At 60.8% G+C, this 17,460-nt stretch carries 16 protein-coding genes; 4 read left to right on the top strand and 12 right to left on the bottom strand.

Annotation, left to right across the window (positions count from 1 at the left end; all coding sequences use genetic code 11):
• Window positions 1-344: 344 nt before the first annotated feature.
• From CN933_RS25235 to CN933_RS25190, 10 genes are all read right to left on the bottom strand, one after another.
• Window positions 345-1,490, bottom strand: coding sequence for an alpha-hydroxy acid oxidase (locus CN933_RS25235; protein WP_102762792.1), 1,146 nt, complete (start codon window positions 1,488-1,490; stop codon window positions 345-347).
• Window position 1,491: 1 nt separating this feature from the next.
• Window positions 1,492-2,712 carry a hypothetical protein gene (locus CN933_RS25230; RefSeq protein WP_180980811.1) on the bottom strand — a complete coding sequence of 407 codons (1,221 nt, stop codon included), beginning with the start codon at window positions 2,710-2,712 and terminating at the stop codon, window positions 1,492-1,494.
• A gap of 112 nt (window positions 2,713-2,824) precedes the next feature.
• Window positions 2,825-3,556: a histidine utilization transcriptional repressor HutC gene (hutC, locus tag CN933_RS25225; protein WP_102762790.1), complete on the bottom strand. Its 732-nt coding sequence runs from the start codon at window positions 3,554-3,556 to the stop codon at window positions 2,825-2,827.
• A 63-nt stretch (window positions 3,557-3,619) separates the two neighbouring features.
• Window positions 3,620-4,633: a zinc-dependent alcohol dehydrogenase gene (locus CN933_RS25220; RefSeq protein WP_102762789.1), complete on the bottom strand. Its 1,014-nt coding sequence runs from the start codon at window positions 4,631-4,633 to the stop codon at window positions 3,620-3,622.
• A 3-nt stretch (window positions 4,634-4,636) separates the two neighbouring features.
• A complete protein-coding gene (gene hisD, locus CN933_RS25215; protein ID WP_102762788.1) occupies window positions 4,637-5,965 on the bottom strand; it encodes a histidinol dehydrogenase in 1,329 nt (442 codons plus the stop codon).
• 39 nt (window positions 5,966-6,004) lie between these two features.
• Window positions 6,005-6,805, bottom strand: coding sequence for an ABC transporter permease (locus CN933_RS25210; RefSeq protein ID WP_100674383.1), 801 nt, complete (start codon window positions 6,803-6,805; stop codon window positions 6,005-6,007).
• Window positions 6,802-7,746, bottom strand: coding sequence for an ABC transporter permease (locus CN933_RS25205; protein WP_102762787.1), 945 nt, complete (start codon window positions 7,744-7,746; stop codon window positions 6,802-6,804). Before CN933_RS25205 ends, CN933_RS25210 begins: the two co-directional genes overlap by 4 nt.
• Before the next feature lie 68 nt (window positions 7,747-7,814).
• The gene (locus CN933_RS25200) at window positions 7,815-8,930 is read right to left on the bottom strand and encodes an ABC transporter substrate-binding protein (protein ID WP_100674381.1); all 1,116 of its coding nucleotides are present in this window, start codon (window positions 8,928-8,930) and stop codon (window positions 7,815-7,817) included.
• A gap of 33 nt (window positions 8,931-8,963) precedes the next feature.
• Window positions 8,964-10,097, bottom strand: a complete 1,134-nt coding sequence (locus CN933_RS25195) for an ABC transporter ATP-binding protein (protein ID WP_102762786.1) — start codon at window positions 10,095-10,097, stop codon at window positions 8,964-8,966.
• A 302-nt stretch (window positions 10,098-10,399) separates the two neighbouring features.
• The gene (locus CN933_RS25190; protein WP_102762785.1) at window positions 10,400-11,167 is read right to left on the bottom strand and encodes an SDR family NAD(P)-dependent oxidoreductase; all 768 of its coding nucleotides are present in this window, start codon (window positions 11,165-11,167) and stop codon (window positions 10,400-10,402) included.
• Window positions 11,168-11,295: 128 nt separating this feature from the next.
• On the opposite strand from CN933_RS25190, the gene CN933_RS25185 reads away from it, so the two are divergent.
• The 4 genes from CN933_RS25185 (at window position 11,296) to CN933_RS25165 (ending at window position 14,925) form a co-directional block, all read left to right on the top strand.
• Window positions 11,296-12,408, top strand: a complete 1,113-nt coding sequence (locus CN933_RS25185; RefSeq protein ID WP_102762784.1) for a histidinol-phosphate transaminase — start codon at window positions 11,296-11,298, stop codon at window positions 12,406-12,408.
• Between the two features lie 471 nt (window positions 12,409-12,879).
• Complete coding sequence (locus tag CN933_RS25175; protein WP_102762782.1) at window positions 12,880-13,464, top strand: tyrosine phosphatase family protein; 585 nt, start codon at window positions 12,880-12,882, stop codon at window positions 13,462-13,464.
• Between the two features lie 800 nt (window positions 13,465-14,264).
• Window positions 14,265-14,399 carry a hypothetical protein gene (locus tag CN933_RS32445; RefSeq protein ID WP_018099206.1) on the top strand — a complete coding sequence of 45 codons (135 nt, stop codon included), beginning with the start codon at window positions 14,265-14,267 and terminating at the stop codon, window positions 14,397-14,399.
• 157 nt (window positions 14,400-14,556) lie between these two features.
• Window positions 14,557-14,925: a lysozyme inhibitor LprI family protein gene (locus CN933_RS25165; RefSeq protein ID WP_102762781.1), complete on the top strand. Its 369-nt coding sequence runs from the start codon at window positions 14,557-14,559 to the stop codon at window positions 14,923-14,925.
• 613 nt (window positions 14,926-15,538) lie between these two features.
• Here the strand turns inward: CN933_RS25165 and CN933_RS25160 are convergent.
• Both CN933_RS25160 and lsrK read right to left on the bottom strand, forming a co-directional pair.
• Entirely contained in the window at window positions 15,539-15,853 is a 315-nt protein-coding gene (locus tag CN933_RS25160; protein ID WP_018099208.1) for an antibiotic biosynthesis monooxygenase, read from the bottom strand.
• A gap of 40 nt (window positions 15,854-15,893) precedes the next feature.
• Complete coding sequence (gene lsrK, locus CN933_RS25155; protein WP_180980806.1) at window positions 15,894-17,456, bottom strand: autoinducer-2 kinase; 1,563 nt, start codon at window positions 17,454-17,456, stop codon at window positions 15,894-15,896.
• Between the last annotated feature and the right edge of the window lie 4 nt (window positions 17,457-17,460).

Below are 17,460 nucleotides of genomic sequence, written 5' to 3'. Positions count from 1 at the left end.
GCATCGCCACCAGACTCGCTCAGCGTCGCATAAACCCCGCCTCCGTCATCGCATGGTCATGCTGGAGACGCGCCCATCAGGCGGCCGCGCGACGAGCTCATCTGCAAACGAAAATGCAACTGTAATGCTAGGAAATTGGACAGCGTCTCTACCAGTTTTGCTGGGGGGAACGGCTTTTCTAGCATAATGCCGTTCGGGACACTTCTGGACGCCCGAGCTTACAAAGCCGTGTCCCGGCGACACACGCGTCCACCTAACCGGCAGGTGAATCCAGCACCGCTGAACGCATCTTCACTTTCCACCAGCATCAGCGTTTCGTCGCCGGCAAGCGCGCAGCTCTCCCGTCATAATGTCGAGACGGCTTCCGCGCCGAGAGCCTTGAGCTGCTCGATCGAGGCAATTCCCATCAATGCAAGGCTGATCGCAATCTCCCGCTCGAGGATGGCGATCACCTTGGCTACACCCGCCTGCCCGGCGGCCGAGAGGCCATAGGCATAAGCTCGGCCAAGCATCACGCCGTCTGCGCCGAGTGCGATCGCCTTGATGACGTCCGCACCCCGGAGGATACCGCCGTCAAGCATAAGGCAGAAGTCGGTTCCGACGGCGGCGCGAATACTCGGCAGGGCGCGGATCGTGCTCGGGGCACCGTCGAGTTGGCGTCCGCCGTGGTTGGAAATCACCACCCCATCGCAGCCGAGATCGCGAGCGCGTACGGCATCAGCGGGCGTGAGAACGCCTTTAATTACGAGCTTGCCCGTCCAGCGTTCGCGTAGCGAGGCGATGTCCTTCCACGAGAGCGTCTTGTCAATTCGGCGCGACAGATTGGCCGCCTGCTCCAGCGCGCCGCGACCGAATTCCGGCCTGTGCTCGATAGCCCTGACCGACGGCATGCCGGCAAGGGCCACCTGTGCGAGCCAGCGCGGCTTCAGCGCGAGGCGGGCGAAGAGGTCCGGTGTCACCCGCGTCAGCGACCGGAAGCCGTTTCGCACGTCTCGCTCGCGAATGCCCGTAATGGCTGTGTCCACCGTTACGAACAGGGTATCGACGCTGGCCTGTTCTGCCGCTTGGAGCAATTCCTCGCATAGCGAGCGATCCTCCAGCACATAGAGCTGGAAATGTAGCGGCCCGTCTGTGACGATTCGAAGGTCGGCGAGTGAAGCAATGGAAAAGGTCGATAGGCAGAAGGGGATGCCCGCGGCATGCGCCGCCTGCACGGCCTTGACCTCGCCCTTGCCGGAATAAAGGCCGAGGAAGCCGACCGGCCCAAGCATGAACGGCAGGGGATGACGTTTCCCGAGATAAGCCGTGGAAAGGTCCTGCGGCTGCGGCTCGACTAGCACCTTCTGGCGCAGGGTTATGCGGGAGAAGTCCGAGCGATTCGCCCGCATCGTCTCCTCCTCGAAGGAGCCGCCGTCTATATAGTCGAAGAAGATCTTCGGCAGCCGCCGTCGGGCGAGATCGCGAAAGTCGTGGATGTTGACCAGCGCCATGTCAGCCGTTGTCCGGATCGATTGTGTCGATGAAGCTTGAAATTAAATCGTGTCCCGCAGCCGGCTCGCTTCCCGCCATCACCGCGACGGAGAAGCCTATCAGGGAGGAAGTCGCGTTATGGGTCGTTGCGCCGGCCCGCAGGTTCATCACCAGCGTCGGGCAGAGGAAAAGGCCAAGCCGGATAACCCGGCGCCAGTCGGCCGGAAGCATGCCCCGCGCCTTCAGTTCGTGGAGCAGTGGACGCCATAGTGCCTCTGCCTTCACGTCGAGAAGCGCCCGCCTGGCGGGACTTGGCATGAAGTCGGTCGTTACGCGGAGCAGACTACCATCGCGCACTACGCTTGCCTTGTAGTGCTCAGCTGCCATGGCAGGATCGTAGAGCCACAGCGGATGGGCGAGGGTGTTATGGAAGGTCGTCTTCACTTCGGCGAGCAATGTCGGGATGTTCTCGCCGGCAAAGGCGGGATCGAAAAAAGACAAGCGTGCCCTGTCATCGCGCTCCTCGTACCAGACATTCGCGTTGTGGGCATCGCCATGCGCGACCACTCCCCCGGCATCGGTCAGCCGCGAGGGGTTCAGCCGCTCATGCGCGGCATCGAAGAGAGCACCGAGGCTGTCGCGGTATTCGATGCCGTTCACCACAAAACGGCAGTGCGAAAGCGTCTCCCAATCGATCGTCAGGTTTGGAAAGGTAAAGTCCTTGCCGACATAGAAGCTCGCCATGCGCCCGCCCGGATAGGTACCTACCGACGGGTCGATGAGCCGTTCGTAAAAAAGCCGGTGGATCGGCTCGGCCGCAACCTCTCCGGCATTCACCGGATGCAGCGTATCGAGATAGACCTGAAGCACGGCTTCGCTCAGCCTGCGTTCGGCCTCAACAGCCCTTTCCCTCGCGGCAGCATCGTCATTCAGATCCAGCGCTCGCAGCACATCGGAAAAACGCGGATCAGTGCGTCGGCGATAGACGAGGATCTGTTCGCCCGGAAGAGTCGACATCAGCAATGGCTGATCTACGGGAAGTCCGGCGCGGGCCAGGATGTCGGCGCGGTAATATTCGCCGCTCATGGCCTCCTCGCCTTCTTCCTGATGGAACTTGAAAAAGAACGCGCCATCTTCGGTATCGAAGAATCCATTGAGTGAATTGAGGCTATACTGGTCGTGATTGATCGCGACGTTCTTTGCCTCGATCCTAAAAAGGTCGCGCAGCAGCTCGGCCAGCAACTGTTCCGCCATGCCGTCTCCGGTTTTGGCGATTTTCCTGATTTCCGCGGTGCGGCTCGTGGGCTGGCTCATAGCGTATTTTCCGAATGGGTCTTTTGGGGAGGAACGGCGATCACTTGCCGCCGTGCAGATAGCGGCTGCCGAGCGAATAGCGGCTGCCGACATAGGTGAAGGTATTGACAGTTGCGACGACCGGTCCTGTCCACGTCTTGCGGTGCAGGACCAGGCAGCAGTCACCCGGGCGAATGTTCAGCAGGCGAGCCTGGTCAGCACTGGCCGGCAGAGCGCTGATGAGGTGCTCCACCTCGGTCAGCGGGGTTGCGTTCTGTAGGTAGTCATAAGTGGCGACTGCGGCAAAGTCCTGGTCGACATAGCCGGAAACGAGGTTGGGATTGACGTAGCGCTCCTCGAGCTGGACCGGCAGGTCGTTCTCAAAATGAATGACGACGGAATGGTCGACGGGCTTCACCGCCTCAAACTCGAAGGCGAGCAGAAGCGATGGTTCCGGTCGTGCGATGCGCTCGAGCACGAACACCTCGGCCCGGTGCCGGCTACCGCGTGCTCTGATCTCGGAAATGATGTTGCTGATCTCGATCAACGTCGACTGGGGCCGCGGCGGAGCGACAAAGGTGCCGACGCCCTGAATGCGGCGCAGATGCCCCTCCGAAGTGAGCTCCCGCAGCGCCCGGTGAACGGTCATACGGGACACGCCGAGTGCCAAGACGAGCTCGCTTTCGGACGGAAGCCGGCTGTTGCGCGCCCACTTGCCGCTGCCGATGTTGCCAAGGACGAAGTCCTTCACCTTCGCGTAGAGCGGCGATGCAGAATCTGAAAGCGTATTCATGGTTCACTGCCTCCACCGCCGCCTCGAATGAGCCGGTATCCGGAATGACATCACGGACCGGACTTAGCCCGTCACCTCGATTATCGTCTTGAGCGCCTTGCTGTCGCCCCGCAGCAGCCTTCCGTAAGCCTCGGGCACATCGTCGAGCGCCGGCAGCACCTCGATGAAACGTTGCAGCGCGGGTGCGAGATCGACGAGTAACCCGACGCTCTCGGGCAACTCGTCTGCAAAGGCATGGCAGCCGACGAGTGACATCTCCCTCTCCACTAGGATGTTGGGGTCGAAATCGAGCTTGCCGTGGCCAATGCCGACAAGAGCCAGCGCTCCGCCGCCCGACAGGATGTCGAGAGCCCGGGCGATCGCCTGAATGCTGCCGGTGGCATCCAGCGCATAGCGCACCCTTCCGCCGGAAAGTGCTTCTTCGATCACCGCCCTGTCGAGAGCAACGACCGCGCCGCCAGTCACCTCGGCGACAAGAGCGGCTTTGTCGGCGTTCAGATCGGCCAGCAGCAGCGGACCGGCGTGCAACCGGGAGAGAAGAAGGGCGCTCAACCCGCCGATCGTGCCGCAGCCGATGACGAGAACGGGTTCGCCGGCCGGAATGGCGAGGCGACGCACGGCATGCAAGGCGACCGCCATCGGCTCGGCCATTGCGGCAACATGGGGCGAAAGCTCAGGATCGTGGCGCACGACCAGTCGGGCTGGCAATTGCACCGCCTCGGCAAAACCACCGTCACAGATCTCGCCGACGAAACCCAAGGCCTCGCAGACATTTTTGCGGCCGCTCGTGCAAGCCGGGCAGTTGCCGCACCACATGCGTGAATCCGCAGACACGACGTCTCCCCGCACCACGTGACTGACGCCCTGTCCGATCGCAGTCACGCGACCGCAAAATTCATGGCCTGCCGTCGAGGGCCGGCGCGAGATCCATTGGCCGGTACGGTAGTTGTGAAGGTCGGAACCGCAGATGCCGGCAGCCCTTACTTCAAGGTTGACGAAGCCCGGCGGCGGAGCCGGCAGTTCGGCGATCTCCTCCACCCGCAAGTCTTTGGCGTCGTAGAGCCGTACAGCCTTCATAGTTCAGGCGCCCTGCTTCAGATAGCGATCGCGCACCGGCGACACGGCAAGCGCATGCGAGGAGAAACCCTCGTAGATCGCCAGATTGTGGGAATGCTTGGCAAATTCCGGATAGGCCGGTGCCGTGACATAGCCGATTGAGCTGCGCTTGACGAAATCACTGACCGACAGCGGGCCGAACGTTCGGGCCCAGCGGCTGGTCGGCAATACGGCGTTCGGCCCAAGCGAAAAGTTGGCGATGCTGACCGGAGTATGGGGACCCATCAGGATTTCGGACGCTTCAGTGATGTGGCCGAGATGAATGAAGGGCTCTTCTGAGAGAAGCTCCAGATGCTCCGGCGCATAGGCGTTTACGAACTCGTAGCTTTCCTCGATGGACGAGGTGAGAACGATGCCGCCGGTCTTTCCGCTCAGCACGGCCGTTGAGAAGGCGACGCGCTGTTCGGTCATCTTCGCCCAGTGTTCTGGAAGGGCTGCGAGCGCCTCCTCGGCGACGCGGCGGCTGTGGGTAACGAGATAGGCAGAGGAATCCGGCCCATGTTCCGCCTCGATCAGCAGGTCGAGCGCGGCAAGTCCGCCATGGACCGTATCATCGGCGAGGATCATCACTTCGGACGGACCGGCGGGAAGCCCGGTATCGATGACCCCGGAGAGCAAGCGCTTGGCGGCGACCACCCACGGGCTGCCGGGACCGACGATCTTCAGCGCCGGCTTAATGGTTTCGGTGCCATAGGCGACGGCAGCAACGGCCTGCGCGCCGCCCACCTTGTAGACGGTTTCGACACCGGCGAGGCGTGCGGCAACCAGCGTCGCAGCATCGACGGAACCGTCCGGTGCCGGCGGCGTGACGATGGCCAGATTGGAGACGCCCGCAACAACGGCCGGGACCGACGTCATCATAGTCACCGACGGGAAGGAACCTTTGCCGCGCGGTACGTAGAGCGCGACCGACTGAATGGGTGTAAAGCGGTCTCCGGCAAATGCGCCGGGCCGGATCTCCTTCAGCCACATGGCTTCAGGCTTCTGCTCCTCATGGAATTTGCGGATGTTGTCTATGCCGAATTGAACGGATTCGATCACGCTTGCATCAACCAGCTTGAAGGCCGCATCGAACTCGGCCGCGGTAACCTTCAGATTGGCTTCCGTGACGTCGGCCTTGTCGAGTTCGCGGCCAAATCGTGCAAGCGCCTTGTCACCCTCGGTGCGGACGGCTTCCAGGATCGGCGCGACCTTCTCGATGAAGGCCGATATGTCGGTTTCCGAACGGCGCAGCAGGGCGGCCTTTTCTTCGAGGTTCAGCTTGGAATATTCGTAGAAAGACACGTTGGTCATCGTCTTGTCCTTGTATCTCGCCCTCGCAGGGCCGAAGGGTCATTTCGATTTCAGGAAGATGTCGAGACCGACGAGCCGGTCGAGCAGCGCGATCGCAACACCCGCGCAGGCGATGAACACCACGGAGATGGCGGCCAGGTCGGGCGTGATGATCGAGCGGATGGAGTTGTAGATCTGCACCGGCAGCGTCACGCTTCGAGCGTCGACCAGCAGGAGGCTAACCAGAAACTCGTTGAGCGCGAGGATGAACATCAGCAGCGATCCTGTGATCACGCCCGGCAAGACTGCCGGCAGCGTGATGTAGAGGAAGCGTTGCAGCGGCGGCGCTCCGCAATTGGCCGCAGCCAGTTCCAGGTCGGGCGATAGATTGCTGGCACTGGCCGTCACAGCCCAGACCATGAAGGGCAGGTTAATGACGGAGCAGGCGATACCCACCGGCCACAATCGCCCGAGAACGCCTATGTTGCCGAGAACCAGCATCATGCCGATGCCGGAACCGATCAGCGGGATGGTGAACGGCAACAGCAGATAGATCTGGATCGATCGCGCAAACCGCACCCGATATTTGGCCAACGCGATGCCGGCGAGCGTGCCGACCGGGATCGAGACCACGGTGCATATCGTGGCGACGATCAGCGAACGCAGGAAGGCCTGCCTGAGGTCACTTGCCTGAGCGATCGCCCCGTACCATTTCAGCGATAGGCCGTCCGGCGGAAAGGTGATGATGTTTCCAGCCGTAAACGAGGCTCCGAGCACCACGACAGTGGGCGCAGACAACATCACAAGCGCAGTCGCAACGAAAGCCCATAGAACGAAGGATTTACTTTTGCTGCCCGTCATTTACGGCCTCCTGTCATGGCGAGCGTGCCTGCGCCGAATACCATGAACACGACGCCGACGAGCATGGACCCGACCGCAACGAGCATCATTGACAGCGTAGCACCCATGCCCTGATCGGAGGTGCGGAAGAACTGGTCGTAGATCGCGTTGGCGATAAAGTCCTGCGTGCCGCCGCCGAGGATGGCGGGGATAGCGAAGTCGGTGAGCGACAGTGTCATCACGACCAGGCCGGCCCCCACGAGCCCCGGTCGGGAAAGCGGCAGAACGATGTGGCGAAAGGTGCGGGTCCAGCCCGCGCCGAGCGAGGCCGCTGCCGCCTCGAGGTCGCTGGGGATCGCGGTCAGAGCCGGTGCGAGCATCAGCACCGCGAAAGGCAGCATGTACTGAATGAGGCCGAACAGTACCGCAGGGTAGTTGTAGAGCAGCCGTATCGGCGGGACGCCTACGAGACCGAGCGCCTCGTTGACCATGCCCTGATTGCCGAGAATGATGAGCCAGCCATAGGCGCGCACAACCTGTCCGATGAAGAAGGGCAAAAACAACGCAACCAGCAGAAACTTGCGAAGCGTGGACGAGGGCGTGCGCACCATGAGATAAGCATATGGAAACGCGAACACCAGCGTGATCACGGTCACGATCATCGAGCCAATCAGGCTACGGCCTGCCACGGTCGCAAAGAAGCTTTCTGTCAGAACACGCTGATAATTGGCGAGCGTATAGCTCTCCGACATCAGGAAGGTATTGGTATCGAGCGTTCTCAGGCTCGTGTCGCCAATCTGGACGAGACCGAGCACAAGCAGCCCCACGAGCACAATCGCGGGCATCAGCATGAGATAAGGTAAGCCTCGCTGGAAGCTCGAGGGCCAGACGAAAGCCGCAAGGCGTTCGAGCATATCCATGACGCGCCACGTCAGGGGATATGCGGCACGGGAAGCGCGCATGGCATCGATCCTGTTTCACGAGAGAATGTTGCCCGCCGTGTGAACGGACGCGGCGGGCACACAAGGCATCAGCCCTGCATGATTTCCTTGAACTTGGCGAACCACTGGCTCTCGTTCTCGACCTGTACCTTGGACGAGATACGGATCAAGTGTTTGAAGTCCTCTTCCGTGGTCGGGTAGGACGGATCGCCCACGAGATCGGCCGGCGGCGTAATGCCGGGGATGACGCCGGGAAGGCCGAGACCGTCGAGCCAGATCTGCTGTGCTTCCTTGGTCAGGGCGTGATCGATGTACTTCTTGGCCCAGTAAAGCTCATTTTCGGGCAGACCTTTCGGGATCCAAAGGCCGTCGGTGTCGAACTTTGCGCCTTCCTCCGGCACGACCCAGGCGATCTCGATGCCGTTCTTCTTGGCTTCGCGCGCATTGGTCGAGATGGTGCAGGCGGCGTCGATCTCGCCCTTCTGGAACCAGGTGGTAAAATCCGGGTCCTCGCCGAGCAGGGGCTGCTGCTCCTTGATCTTCGAGATGAAATCCCAGGCCGGCTGCATGTTGGCGGGAATGTCCTCGAGCTTACCGCCGCCGGCGACCTGGGCCGGGAAGTGGAAGCCGATGCCGTCGTTATACAGCGCGATACGACCCTTGAGCTTGGGGTCGAGCAGATCCTTCCAGGACTTTGGCGCGCCGTTCGGAAAGGCCGACGGGCGATAGGCGAGCACGTAAACATAGCCGTAGGTATTGACGATCGGATAGCCGTCGAGACCGACCGGCTTGGCAAGATCCGTGGCGTTCTTGAGATTCGGCAGGTCCGACAGGTCCTCGGTGACCCCGCGCAGCGCCGACTTTGTCGCGTTCGTGGTCGTATCCCAGTTGATGTGGATCGGCGGGACACGCTTCTGGGCAACAGCGGCCCAGACCTTCGGCTGGATCTCGTTGTCCTCGGTCAGGTCGTGACGAACGGCAATCCCGGTCATCTTGGTAAAGCTGTCGGACACGCCAGCCTTGAGCGCATCGACCCAGCTGCCGCCCCAGGCGCGAACGATGATCTCGGCCGGCTTTTCCGGCTCTTGGGCAAAGGCGCGACTGGCGCCGAGCGTCGAGAGGCCCGCCGAGGCGCCGGCCGCGGCGATCGACGCAAGCAGCGTCCGACGGCGGATCTGCGCGGACAGGAATTTTTCATGCGGCATTAGACATTCTCCTCTGGCTGGACCTTCTCGGGGTCATTTTTGAAAGACATGCATATCCCTGGCATTCCAGCCGAGACGAACCTCGTCGCCCGGACCGAACTGCAAGTGAGTTTCTGGATCGTGGTCGAAGACCCGCATCAGCACGCCGGCCAGTCTCGGAACCTGAATTTCGTAAACGACGCGCTCGCCTTCGAAAATGCAATCGACGACCTGGCCGTCGACCACCGTTTCGAGTCCCTCGAGTGGCCGGTCCTTCGGCGCGATGCGGATCTGTTCCGCGCGAACCGCGCCGCTGCAGGATATTCCGGTTGCAAGGGCAGCATCGGCAGGGATCCCGACGAGACGCACACCGTTGGCTTCGAACACGGCTCGCGCCGAAGTAAGTTCGACAACGTTGCCTTCAATGAAATTGGTCACGCCGATGAAGTTTGCGACGAAAGCATTCGACGGCGTGCGATACGCATCGACCGGCCGGGCCTTTTGCTGAATGGAGCCGCCATCCATGACGATGACCTCGTCGGAAACTACCAGCGCCTCTCGCTGGTCGTGAGTGACATTGATCGTGGTGACGCCGAGCTCTTTTTGGATGCGGCGAAACTCGAGCTGCATCTCCTCGCGCAGCTTGCGATCGAGCGCAGCAAGCGGTTCGTCAAGCAGAAGCAGGTCCGGCTCGAACACCAACGCACGGGCGATAGCGACACGCTGCTGCTGACCGCCGGACAACTCATTGATCCGACGGCCGCCATAGCCGCCGAGGCGCACGAGATCGAGATAGCGCGCGACCTTTTCCGGGATCGTGCGGGCGTCATGGCGTCGCATCTTGAGCGGAAAGGCGACGTTTTCGGCCGCCGTCATATGAGGAAAAAGTGCGAGCTTTTGGAACACCATACCGATGGCGCGCTTGTGCGCCGGCACGGCACTGACCGGCCGCCCATTGATGAAGATCTCACCGTGGGTCGGCCGGTCGAAACCGGCGATCATGCGCAGCAGTGTCGTCTTACCGGATCCGGACGGGCCGAGAATGGTCAGGAACCGCCCCTTCGGGAGGTCGAATGAGGCATTCCTGACAGCGTGAACATCGCCGAAAGCCATGCCGACGTCCTTGACGGAAACAGCGACCGGATTAACGGCTCCGGTCGGACGGAGACCAGCAGCAACAACGCCCATTAAATTCCCCTGTCTTGCTCCAACCGATGAGGCCGCGGCGAAGCTTTATTCTATTCGACCCGGGGGAAAGGCACTCCCACCAGCCCTTACGTCTAGTTGTCTATACATATTAGTACAAGTATCGTCAACCGACATTGCGCATTTTTTGCACTGCAATTCCATATGCCGATTATTTGTGCACGTGCGAAAGAAAGGCGCAAAGCCGCTGACAGCTAGCGACGGACAGAATGACAAGCAGTCAAGACGGGTCCGTCATACGGTTTGCACCCCACTTGGAGCATTCATGCTGGCTCGCGCACGGTTCAGATCGAGGCGAGATAGCCGCCGTCGACAGGAATACAATGCCCCGTGATATAGGCAGCCGCATCGCTGCAGAGGAAAACCGCGACACCGCCGATGTCGCTTTCCTTGCCGAAGCGCCGCTGAGGGATTTTTTCCAGCATGCGGGATTGCCAATCCTCGTCCTCGTAGAAGACCTCAGTCATGGCGGTGCGGAAATAGCCGGGCGCTATGGCGTTGACCCGAATTTTGTGCGCTGCCCACTCAGTTGCCAGGGCACGCGTTACGCCGAGTAAGCCCGACTTCGAGGCGCCGTAGGGTACCGCCGTCGGAATGCCGACATAGGATGTCAGGGAGCAGAGATTGACGATTGCTCCGCCGTTTGCGTCCGCCATGATCCGTCCCGCCGCCTGGGCACAGAAAAAGGCGCCCTTCAGATTGGTCGAGACGATCGCTTCCCAGAGCGCCTCGTCCACATCGAAGGAAGGCCGGACATTCTCGAACCCGGCATTGTTGACCAGGATGTCGAGACCGCCCAAACCCTCAGCCGCTGCTCTCGTGACGCTTGCGCAAGCCTCAACGTCGCGCACGTCCTGGGCAAGCGCCACCGCGCGGCTGCCGGCCTTTTCGATCAGGGCCTGGGTCTCAGCCAAGCCCTCTACCGTTCGCGCGGTCACCGCCACGTGCGCACCGGCCTCGGCCAGAGCGAAAGCGATAGACTGCCCTATGCCGCGGCTTGCTCCCGTTACCAGGGCGCGGCGGCCGGAAAGGTCGAAGATCGGGCGGGTCATGACGGCTCCTATCCTGGTTCCAACCTGGATGACATCATTATCTCGACAACATGTCTATACATATATACAGATCATGAATCCCGGCTTATGAATAGCGCATAGCAAGGGTAGTTCATGGAGACGGTAAAATGGCAAACCCTTCAAGCCCCGTACGGAAAGAAATCCGCTCGATCGCCCCCTATAATGCCGGACTGACGCTCGAAGAGGTGCGAGCGAAGTACCATGTCGACGAAGTCGCCAAGCTCGGCTCCAACGAGAACCCGCTCGGCCCCTCGCCCGCCTTGCGCGGGCTTTTTCCCGACATCGGCGAACTAGCACGGCTTTATCCCGATCCGCAGGGCCGCGCGCTCTGCGCCCGACTGGCTGCCAGCTTCGATGTCGAGAACAATCAGGTTATCCTCGGCAACGGCTCGGAAGATCTGATCGCCGTGGTTTGCCGCTCGGTGGTGTGTGCGGGCGACACTGTGGTGACGCTCTATCCATCCTTCCCCCTGCATGAAGACTATACGACCCTGATGGGCGGAAAAGTCGATCGCGTCACCGTGGCACCGGACCTCACCGTCGACATGGACGCGCTTCTCGCCGCAATTGCCCGCAAGCCGCGTATGCTGATGTTCTCGAACCCGATGAACCCGGTCGGCTCATGGCTGACACCGCGCCAACTGGAAAAGGTTATCGCCGCGCTCGATCCGGAAACGCTCATCGTGGTGGACGAGGCCTATGCGGAATATGCAGCCGGCGACGACTATCCAAGTGCGGCCGAAATGCTGAAGGCGACGGGCTTGAACTGGGTCGTGCTACGTACCTTCTCGAAAGCCTACGGACTGGCAGGCCTGCGCATCGGCTATGGTATTGTCAGCGACGGCAGCCTTTGCGATTTTTTCAATCGTGCGCGCACTCCGTTCAACACCAATGCGATCGCTCAGGTATCCGCCCTCACCGCCTTTGATGATACCGATCACCTTAATCGTTCCGTCGAGCTTGCTCTGGTCGAACGCGAACGGATGAAGACAGAGCTCGCGACGATGGGCTACCGGATTGCACCATCGAAATGCAATTTTCTGTTCTTCGACGCACGCACAGAGGCAACCCGTATGGCCGAAGCACTGCTCCGGCGAGGCGTCATCGTCAAACCCTGGAAACAACCCGGCTTCGAGACGTATATTCGCGTCAGCATCGGCTCACCTGCGGAAAACCATCACTTCATCGAGGCGTTGAAGAAGGTCGAGGCCGCCGGGTGAGGCAGGCGTGAAGCGGGCGGCAAGCACAGATGGTCGTCCGGCTAAGTGATTCGAGCCTCTATTGGCTTTCGCTCATGCCGCACTTCGTCTGCGGTGCATTCAACCTCCCTGCCATATCTCCGCGCGGCGAGTTGGCGTTTCTTGAGCGTGGCCGCGGCGAGTTTTGGCTGGCAGTTCTGATCGCTGCGGCGCGGCGTGATGCCGAGGTAAGGCTGGCCACAGCCTGCACCGCCTAAAAATGGCGCGCGTTTCTGGCGGAGCATTTCGGGCAAGTCCGGTCCTTATTTCTAAACGTCGCCGTGACATTGACGAGGGACAGGTCTGGCCGGACTGGATGCGCAAAACAGATCGGGGTGAGCATTTGGATCCCGCCTATCGCGGCCGCCCAAACCGATGTATGTGACATTCGTTAGCTTGTCGCTCAGGAGCGCGATAGCGCTGATAGGCCGCGGAAAACGGGATTGAACGGATATGGATGTCATTTTCACACCGGAGTTGACAGTTTGCGGGATTGAGGAACTGCCGGGCCAGAGCACACGCAACGTCACCCATGTCCTGTCGTTGATCGATCCCGAATATCCCGAGTTGGACGCCTTCCAGACCTACGGCAAACACCACCGTACCACGCTACGCTTCCACGACATCATTGCGGAGGCGCCTGGGCGGGTGATGCCCCATCCGGACCATGTGGCAGAGATCCTCCGCTTCGGAACGGATTTTCAGTCAAGGCAGGATGCAAATGGCTCAAGCCATCTGCTCGTCCATTGCCATATGGGCGTGTCGCGCTCGACGGCCGCCATGCTGTCACTGATGGCGCAGGCGAACCCAGATGAGCCTGCCGAGGACCTGTTTGCCCGTTTGATCGTGATCCGGCCGCAAGCATGGCCGAATTCGCAGATGATCCGTTTCGCCGACGAGCAACTTGGACGCAAAGGCGACCTGACAGCAGCGCTCGGCCGCCATTATGGCCGGCAAATCAAAAGCCGACCGCAGTTCACCGAGTGGATGACAACGCTGGGTCGACAGGCCGAGTTGCAAATGGCGGTTCTGAACTGATCGCACATGCGGGGCCACTGGGAACAAGTTAGGAAAGAGCTTTCCTGCCGTTTGGCGGTGTTCCCAGTGAGGTACTGCTGGATATGCCAAGCCGCTGGTTGAGTACTACGACGCAGCTACGCGGGAGGTGCGCTTCAATGCGCGGCTATCTTGCCTCATAGAGCCTGGCGCGGAACGACAAAAACGAGCTCCAGCCTGTTTGCGAGAGCAGTGAACCTGCCCCTCCCCTGAAGCACCGTGATGAACTGCGATGCAGCAGCTGGCCCGCCAGGGCCATGGCAAGTGAAATGAGCGTACCAGGCGCAGACGCTTCAGCGTCGAAGCCCGTTCGCGCGCAACTTGACCGGTTAACAGCGCAGCCGCAGGAGGCTTAGCATAGCGCCCCCCGAAGGGCGGAAGCCGGGACCGACTGCGCCCGGCAAGTTGCTCCGTCTCCTCCGAGCTCATTGGCTAGGCTTTGCGTTCAATTGGGCGCTGTGAAATAGCCGTGAACAGGACGTGAGCATGGCTAAACCCACCCATGGATGGCCATGACGAGAGGCCAATCGTGGCTTGCCGAGCGCACCAACGCCGTTGATTGGCAGATAGGCAGCAAGGCCGCCTTTGCCGACGCAAAGAAGTTCTGTGTCAGACGTGAACCTTGGATCCCGGTTAACACAGTCGTGATGCGGAGCCGTCCTGATCTTTCTCGGGAAGGAATGACCAGGCACGAGCCCCGATCTTCACGAACAACTGTCCGCCTTCCCGATCTTCGGGAGGCATTGCCTCGAATTGCTCACATTCGAAACTGCTAATAATGCATGGACAAAGCCGGCGTCGCCTTCCTCGTACTCATCTGCATCCTCGTCGCTCTCGTGGTGAGCATCCTGGGATTCGTCCCAGAAGAGGTGCCAACCGATGTACCGGAGGTGACCCCTCCGACGCCCCCGAGATGAACTAGCTTTCAGGGATGCATGAATCACTCCACTTTGGCGGTTACTCCGGCGGGAGACGGATAAATTTGGCCACTTGATTTGACTAAACTCCTGCGCGAACGTCTTATTCTAGTCACCATCGGTGGCTGCTACAACTGTCGAACGGGAGGAGCTTGCAATGCGTATCCTATTGATCCCCGCCGTGATGCTTATCGGCTCGTTTGGAGCTGTTGCTGTCGCAGCCGAAGGCGACGAGGCGTTCGCTACGGCTGACAAGGAACTGAATTCGACGTTCAAGGACATCGAGGCACGCATTGGCGACGACGCAGGCACGAAAAAGCTGCTAGTCTCCGCCCAGAAGGCGTGGATTTCCTTCCGCGACAACGAGTGTGCATTTCAGACATCAGCCAGTGCGGACGGTAGCGCCTACCCTATGCTCGTTGCTGCCTGCAGAACCGAACTGACGACAGATAGAACGAAGGCGCTGAAGGCTTACCTCAATTGCCAGGAAGGCGATCTTTCCTGCCCGGTACCGTCCGGGCAATAACGTTTAATAGGCGACCACCCTACGGTATAGTCGGCTGTCATTGGGTGGTTGCGCGTGAGCGTTTGTAGGCGCGCAATCGAACCCGGTCGTTCGTGGTTATGAGCCACGCGGCTTACCAGTTGCCCTGCCTACGTTTGAAATTCGGCAATATGCGGCTACGGCGGGAGGTGGTGAACTCCTCCTCAGGGCCCGGCGAGTGTTCCTCTAATCGAGGTGCGCGATCACAACAGCCTGCAAATCACCTATGATTGCAAAGAGCCTGGACCAAGCGACGCGATCGATTGTTCAAGCGGAACTTCGACGCGAGACAAGCCCTGGAAGCGTTTCCACAGGGGTCGTACCTGCTGGTGACGTCGAGAACGGTCGCGAGCATGCCACCGAGCCGGTGCGACGGCGGGATCGTCAGGGTCCCGCGCATAATATTGATGGAGCTCGTGCCACCTGCTCTCTGGTGTAATGAAGAAGCGCCATCGCGTAGACCGGCAGAGCCCGCCCAAAACCTTCGGGGCAGTCTCTTCCGTGGAACGTCAAGCAAATCATGGCTTTTGGTCACGCTCAATCGCTGAACGAAGTAGTGTCAGCCGTCCGACGAGCTCTGCCGTGTTCCAACCCGCTAGGCCTGGCCTGCGCCGAGAAAATCGGCCATCTCGACATTATAAAAGGTCTTGGTCCGTGGGCCGGCGAGGATCGGGTCGATCCGGCGCACGCATTCCTGGTAGTGTTCGGTTTTGCGGTGCGCGTCCAGCGCCTCGGGCGACTTGAAGACTTCATAGATGACGAAGCTGTGGTCGTCGTCCGGATTGCGCAGGACATCAAAGCGAAGGTTACCGGGCTCCTGGCGCGTGCCTTCGTAGTTTATGCGGAACGCCTCCAGAAACTCTGGGACGTGGCCTTGCTTGACGTTGATGCTGACCATCTGGATGAGCATGTCGTAATTCCTGCTGTGTTGATTGACAGAACTATAAAAGTCAGAGGCCTGGTGCCTTCCACATGGCCATGGTGACGCCCTCATCCACGAGCTGTCGCTGCAGCGCGTAGGCACGTGCCCAGCGCTCGCCCGCTGCGTCGTAGATAGCCTTATGCTCGAAATTCGGCTCGAAACGCTTGTCCCAGCGCACCCAGCTTGCCGCCGCCTCTACGAAGTTGCGGCGCAGGCCGATGCCGATTGCCGCCGCCGCAGCGCAGCCGAGCGCCGTCGCCTCTTTGACCACGGGCGTGACGACCGGAAGACCGGTGGCATTCGCAAGGATCTGCGACCAGTGGGCTGATTTCGACGCGCCGGCCGCAAAGACGATCTTGTCCGGCGTTTTGCCGGAAAGTTTGAAGATAGCCGAAAGGTTGCGGGCCGCGACAATCGCCGCGTTCTCCTGAAGGGCGCGAAAGATCGCCGCTTTGCCCGATTTTTCCGGGTCGATGGAAAGGTTCAGAAGCGACGGCGCGGCGTGATACCAGTTGCCATAGTGCATGACGTCGGAGAAGACCGGAATGATGCCGTAGGCGCCGACTGGCACGCCGGCTGCTTTCTCCTCCAGGAGCCTGTAGGCATCGCCGCCGGGTCCGGCCGCCGCGAGCTCTTCCGCGCCGAAACTGTCGCGGAACCAGCGCATAACGATGCCGACGAAGAAGCTGATCGCCTCGACCTGGTTGAGGCCGTTGACGACATGCGGATTGATGCGCAGGTCCATAGACGGATCGGAGGCGGACGGGCTGACATTCACCACCTGCTGCCAGAAAGTGCCCCCAAGCACGGCGCAGTCACCTTCATTCACGACACCGATTGCCGCTGCCCCGATCTGGCAGTCGCCGCCGCCCATGATCACAGGCGTGCCCGCGGCAATGCCCGTCTCACTAGCCGCCTTTTCGGTGACGCGGCCGATCGCCGTGCCCGGCTCGACGCTTTCCGGGAAGATATCGTCGCGCATGCCGGCCTTGCTCAGCGCCTCAGGCATCCAATCGCGTTTCGTCAGGCTGTAAAGACCGGTCGTCCCGGCGTTGGATGGATCGCTCGCGATAACGCCGGAGAGACGCGCCAGAATCCAGTCGGACAGCATGCTAATCCTGTGGATGCGGTCATAAACGTCCGGTAGGTTGCGCTTCAGCCAGAGCAGGCGCGGCAGGGCGCCGAGCGCGAAGGTCTGCCCGCTCTCGGTATAAAGCGCCCGCTCCAGATCGGCAAAATCGCGCTTCAGGTCGCGCACCTCGCTCACGGCGCGGCTGTCGACGTTGGCGCAGGCCCAGATTTCCCGGCCACTGCCGTCATAGGCGACGATCGCCTCGCGCATGCTGGTGGCACTGACTGCACGGATATCGGCGGGTGCAATGCGGGCTTTTGCGATCGCCTGTCGAATGGCGCGCGATAGCAGCGACCAGTTGCCCTCCACATCGAAGTCCATCGAGCCCGGAAAGCGCGGATCGGCCCGGTGCCACCATTCGTGTTGGGCGCTGGCGATCTGATTGCCGTTTTCGTCGAAGATCACCGCGCGGCCGCTGCCGGTGCCGGCATCGATGGCCAGCAGATAGGAAGTCGTCATGGTC

This window comes from Sinorhizobium sp. M4_45, from assembly GCF_002885915.1.
GTDB lineage: Bacteria > Pseudomonadota > Alphaproteobacteria > Rhizobiales > Rhizobiaceae > Sinorhizobium > Sinorhizobium meliloti_A.
This window is presented reverse-complemented; position numbering and strand designations above follow the sequence as displayed.

Excerpts from the sequence above, each read along its gene's own strand:
- CN933_RS25235 (WP_102762792.1), bottom strand. The coding sequence starts at position 1,490 with ATGGCGCTGGTCAACATCCACGACTTTCGCGATCTCGCCCGACGGCGG.
- hutC (WP_102762790.1), bottom strand. The coding sequence starts at position 3,556 with ATGAATACGCTTTCAGATTCTGCATCGCCGCTCTACGCGAAGGTGAAG.
- CN933_RS25220 (WP_102762789.1), bottom strand. The coding sequence starts at position 4,633 with ATGAAGGCTGTACGGCTCTACGACGCCAAAGACTTGCGGGTGGAGGAG.
- hisD (WP_102762788.1), bottom strand. The coding sequence starts at position 5,965 with ATGACCAACGTGTCTTTCTACGAATATTCCAAGCTGAACCTCGAAGAA.
- CN933_RS25210 (WP_100674383.1), bottom strand. The coding sequence starts at position 6,805 with ATGACGGGCAGCAAAAGTAAATCCTTCGTTCTATGGGCTTTCGTTGCG.
- CN933_RS25205 (WP_102762787.1), bottom strand. The coding sequence starts at position 7,746 with ATGCGCGCTTCCCGTGCCGCATATCCCCTGACGTGGCGCGTCATGGAT.
- CN933_RS25200 (WP_100674381.1), bottom strand. The coding sequence starts at position 8,930 with ATGCCGCATGAAAAATTCCTGTCCGCGCAGATCCGCCGTCGGACGCTG.
- CN933_RS25195 (WP_102762786.1), bottom strand. The coding sequence starts at position 10,097 with ATGGGCGTTGTTGCTGCTGGTCTCCGTCCGACCGGAGCCGTTAATCCG.
- CN933_RS25190 (WP_102762785.1), bottom strand. The coding sequence starts at position 11,167 with ATGACCCGCCCGATCTTCGACCTTTCCGGCCGCCGCGCCCTGGTAACG.
- CN933_RS25185 (WP_102762784.1), top strand. The coding sequence starts at position 11,296 with ATGGCAAACCCTTCAAGCCCCGTACGGAAAGAAATCCGCTCGATCGCC.
- CN933_RS25175 (WP_102762782.1), top strand. The coding sequence starts at position 12,880 with ATGGATGTCATTTTCACACCGGAGTTGACAGTTTGCGGGATTGAGGAA.
- CN933_RS32445 (WP_018099206.1), top strand. The coding sequence starts at position 14,265 with ATGGACAAAGCCGGCGTCGCCTTCCTCGTACTCATCTGCATCCTCGTC.
- CN933_RS25165 (WP_102762781.1), top strand. The coding sequence starts at position 14,557 with ATGCGTATCCTATTGATCCCCGCCGTGATGCTTATCGGCTCGTTTGGA.
- CN933_RS25160 (WP_018099208.1), bottom strand. The coding sequence starts at position 15,853 with ATGCTCATCCAGATGGTCAGCATCAACGTCAAGCAAGGCCACGTCCCA.
- lsrK (WP_180980806.1), bottom strand. The coding sequence starts at position 17,456 with ATGACGACTTCCTATCTGCTGGCCATCGATGCCGGCACCGGCAGCGGC.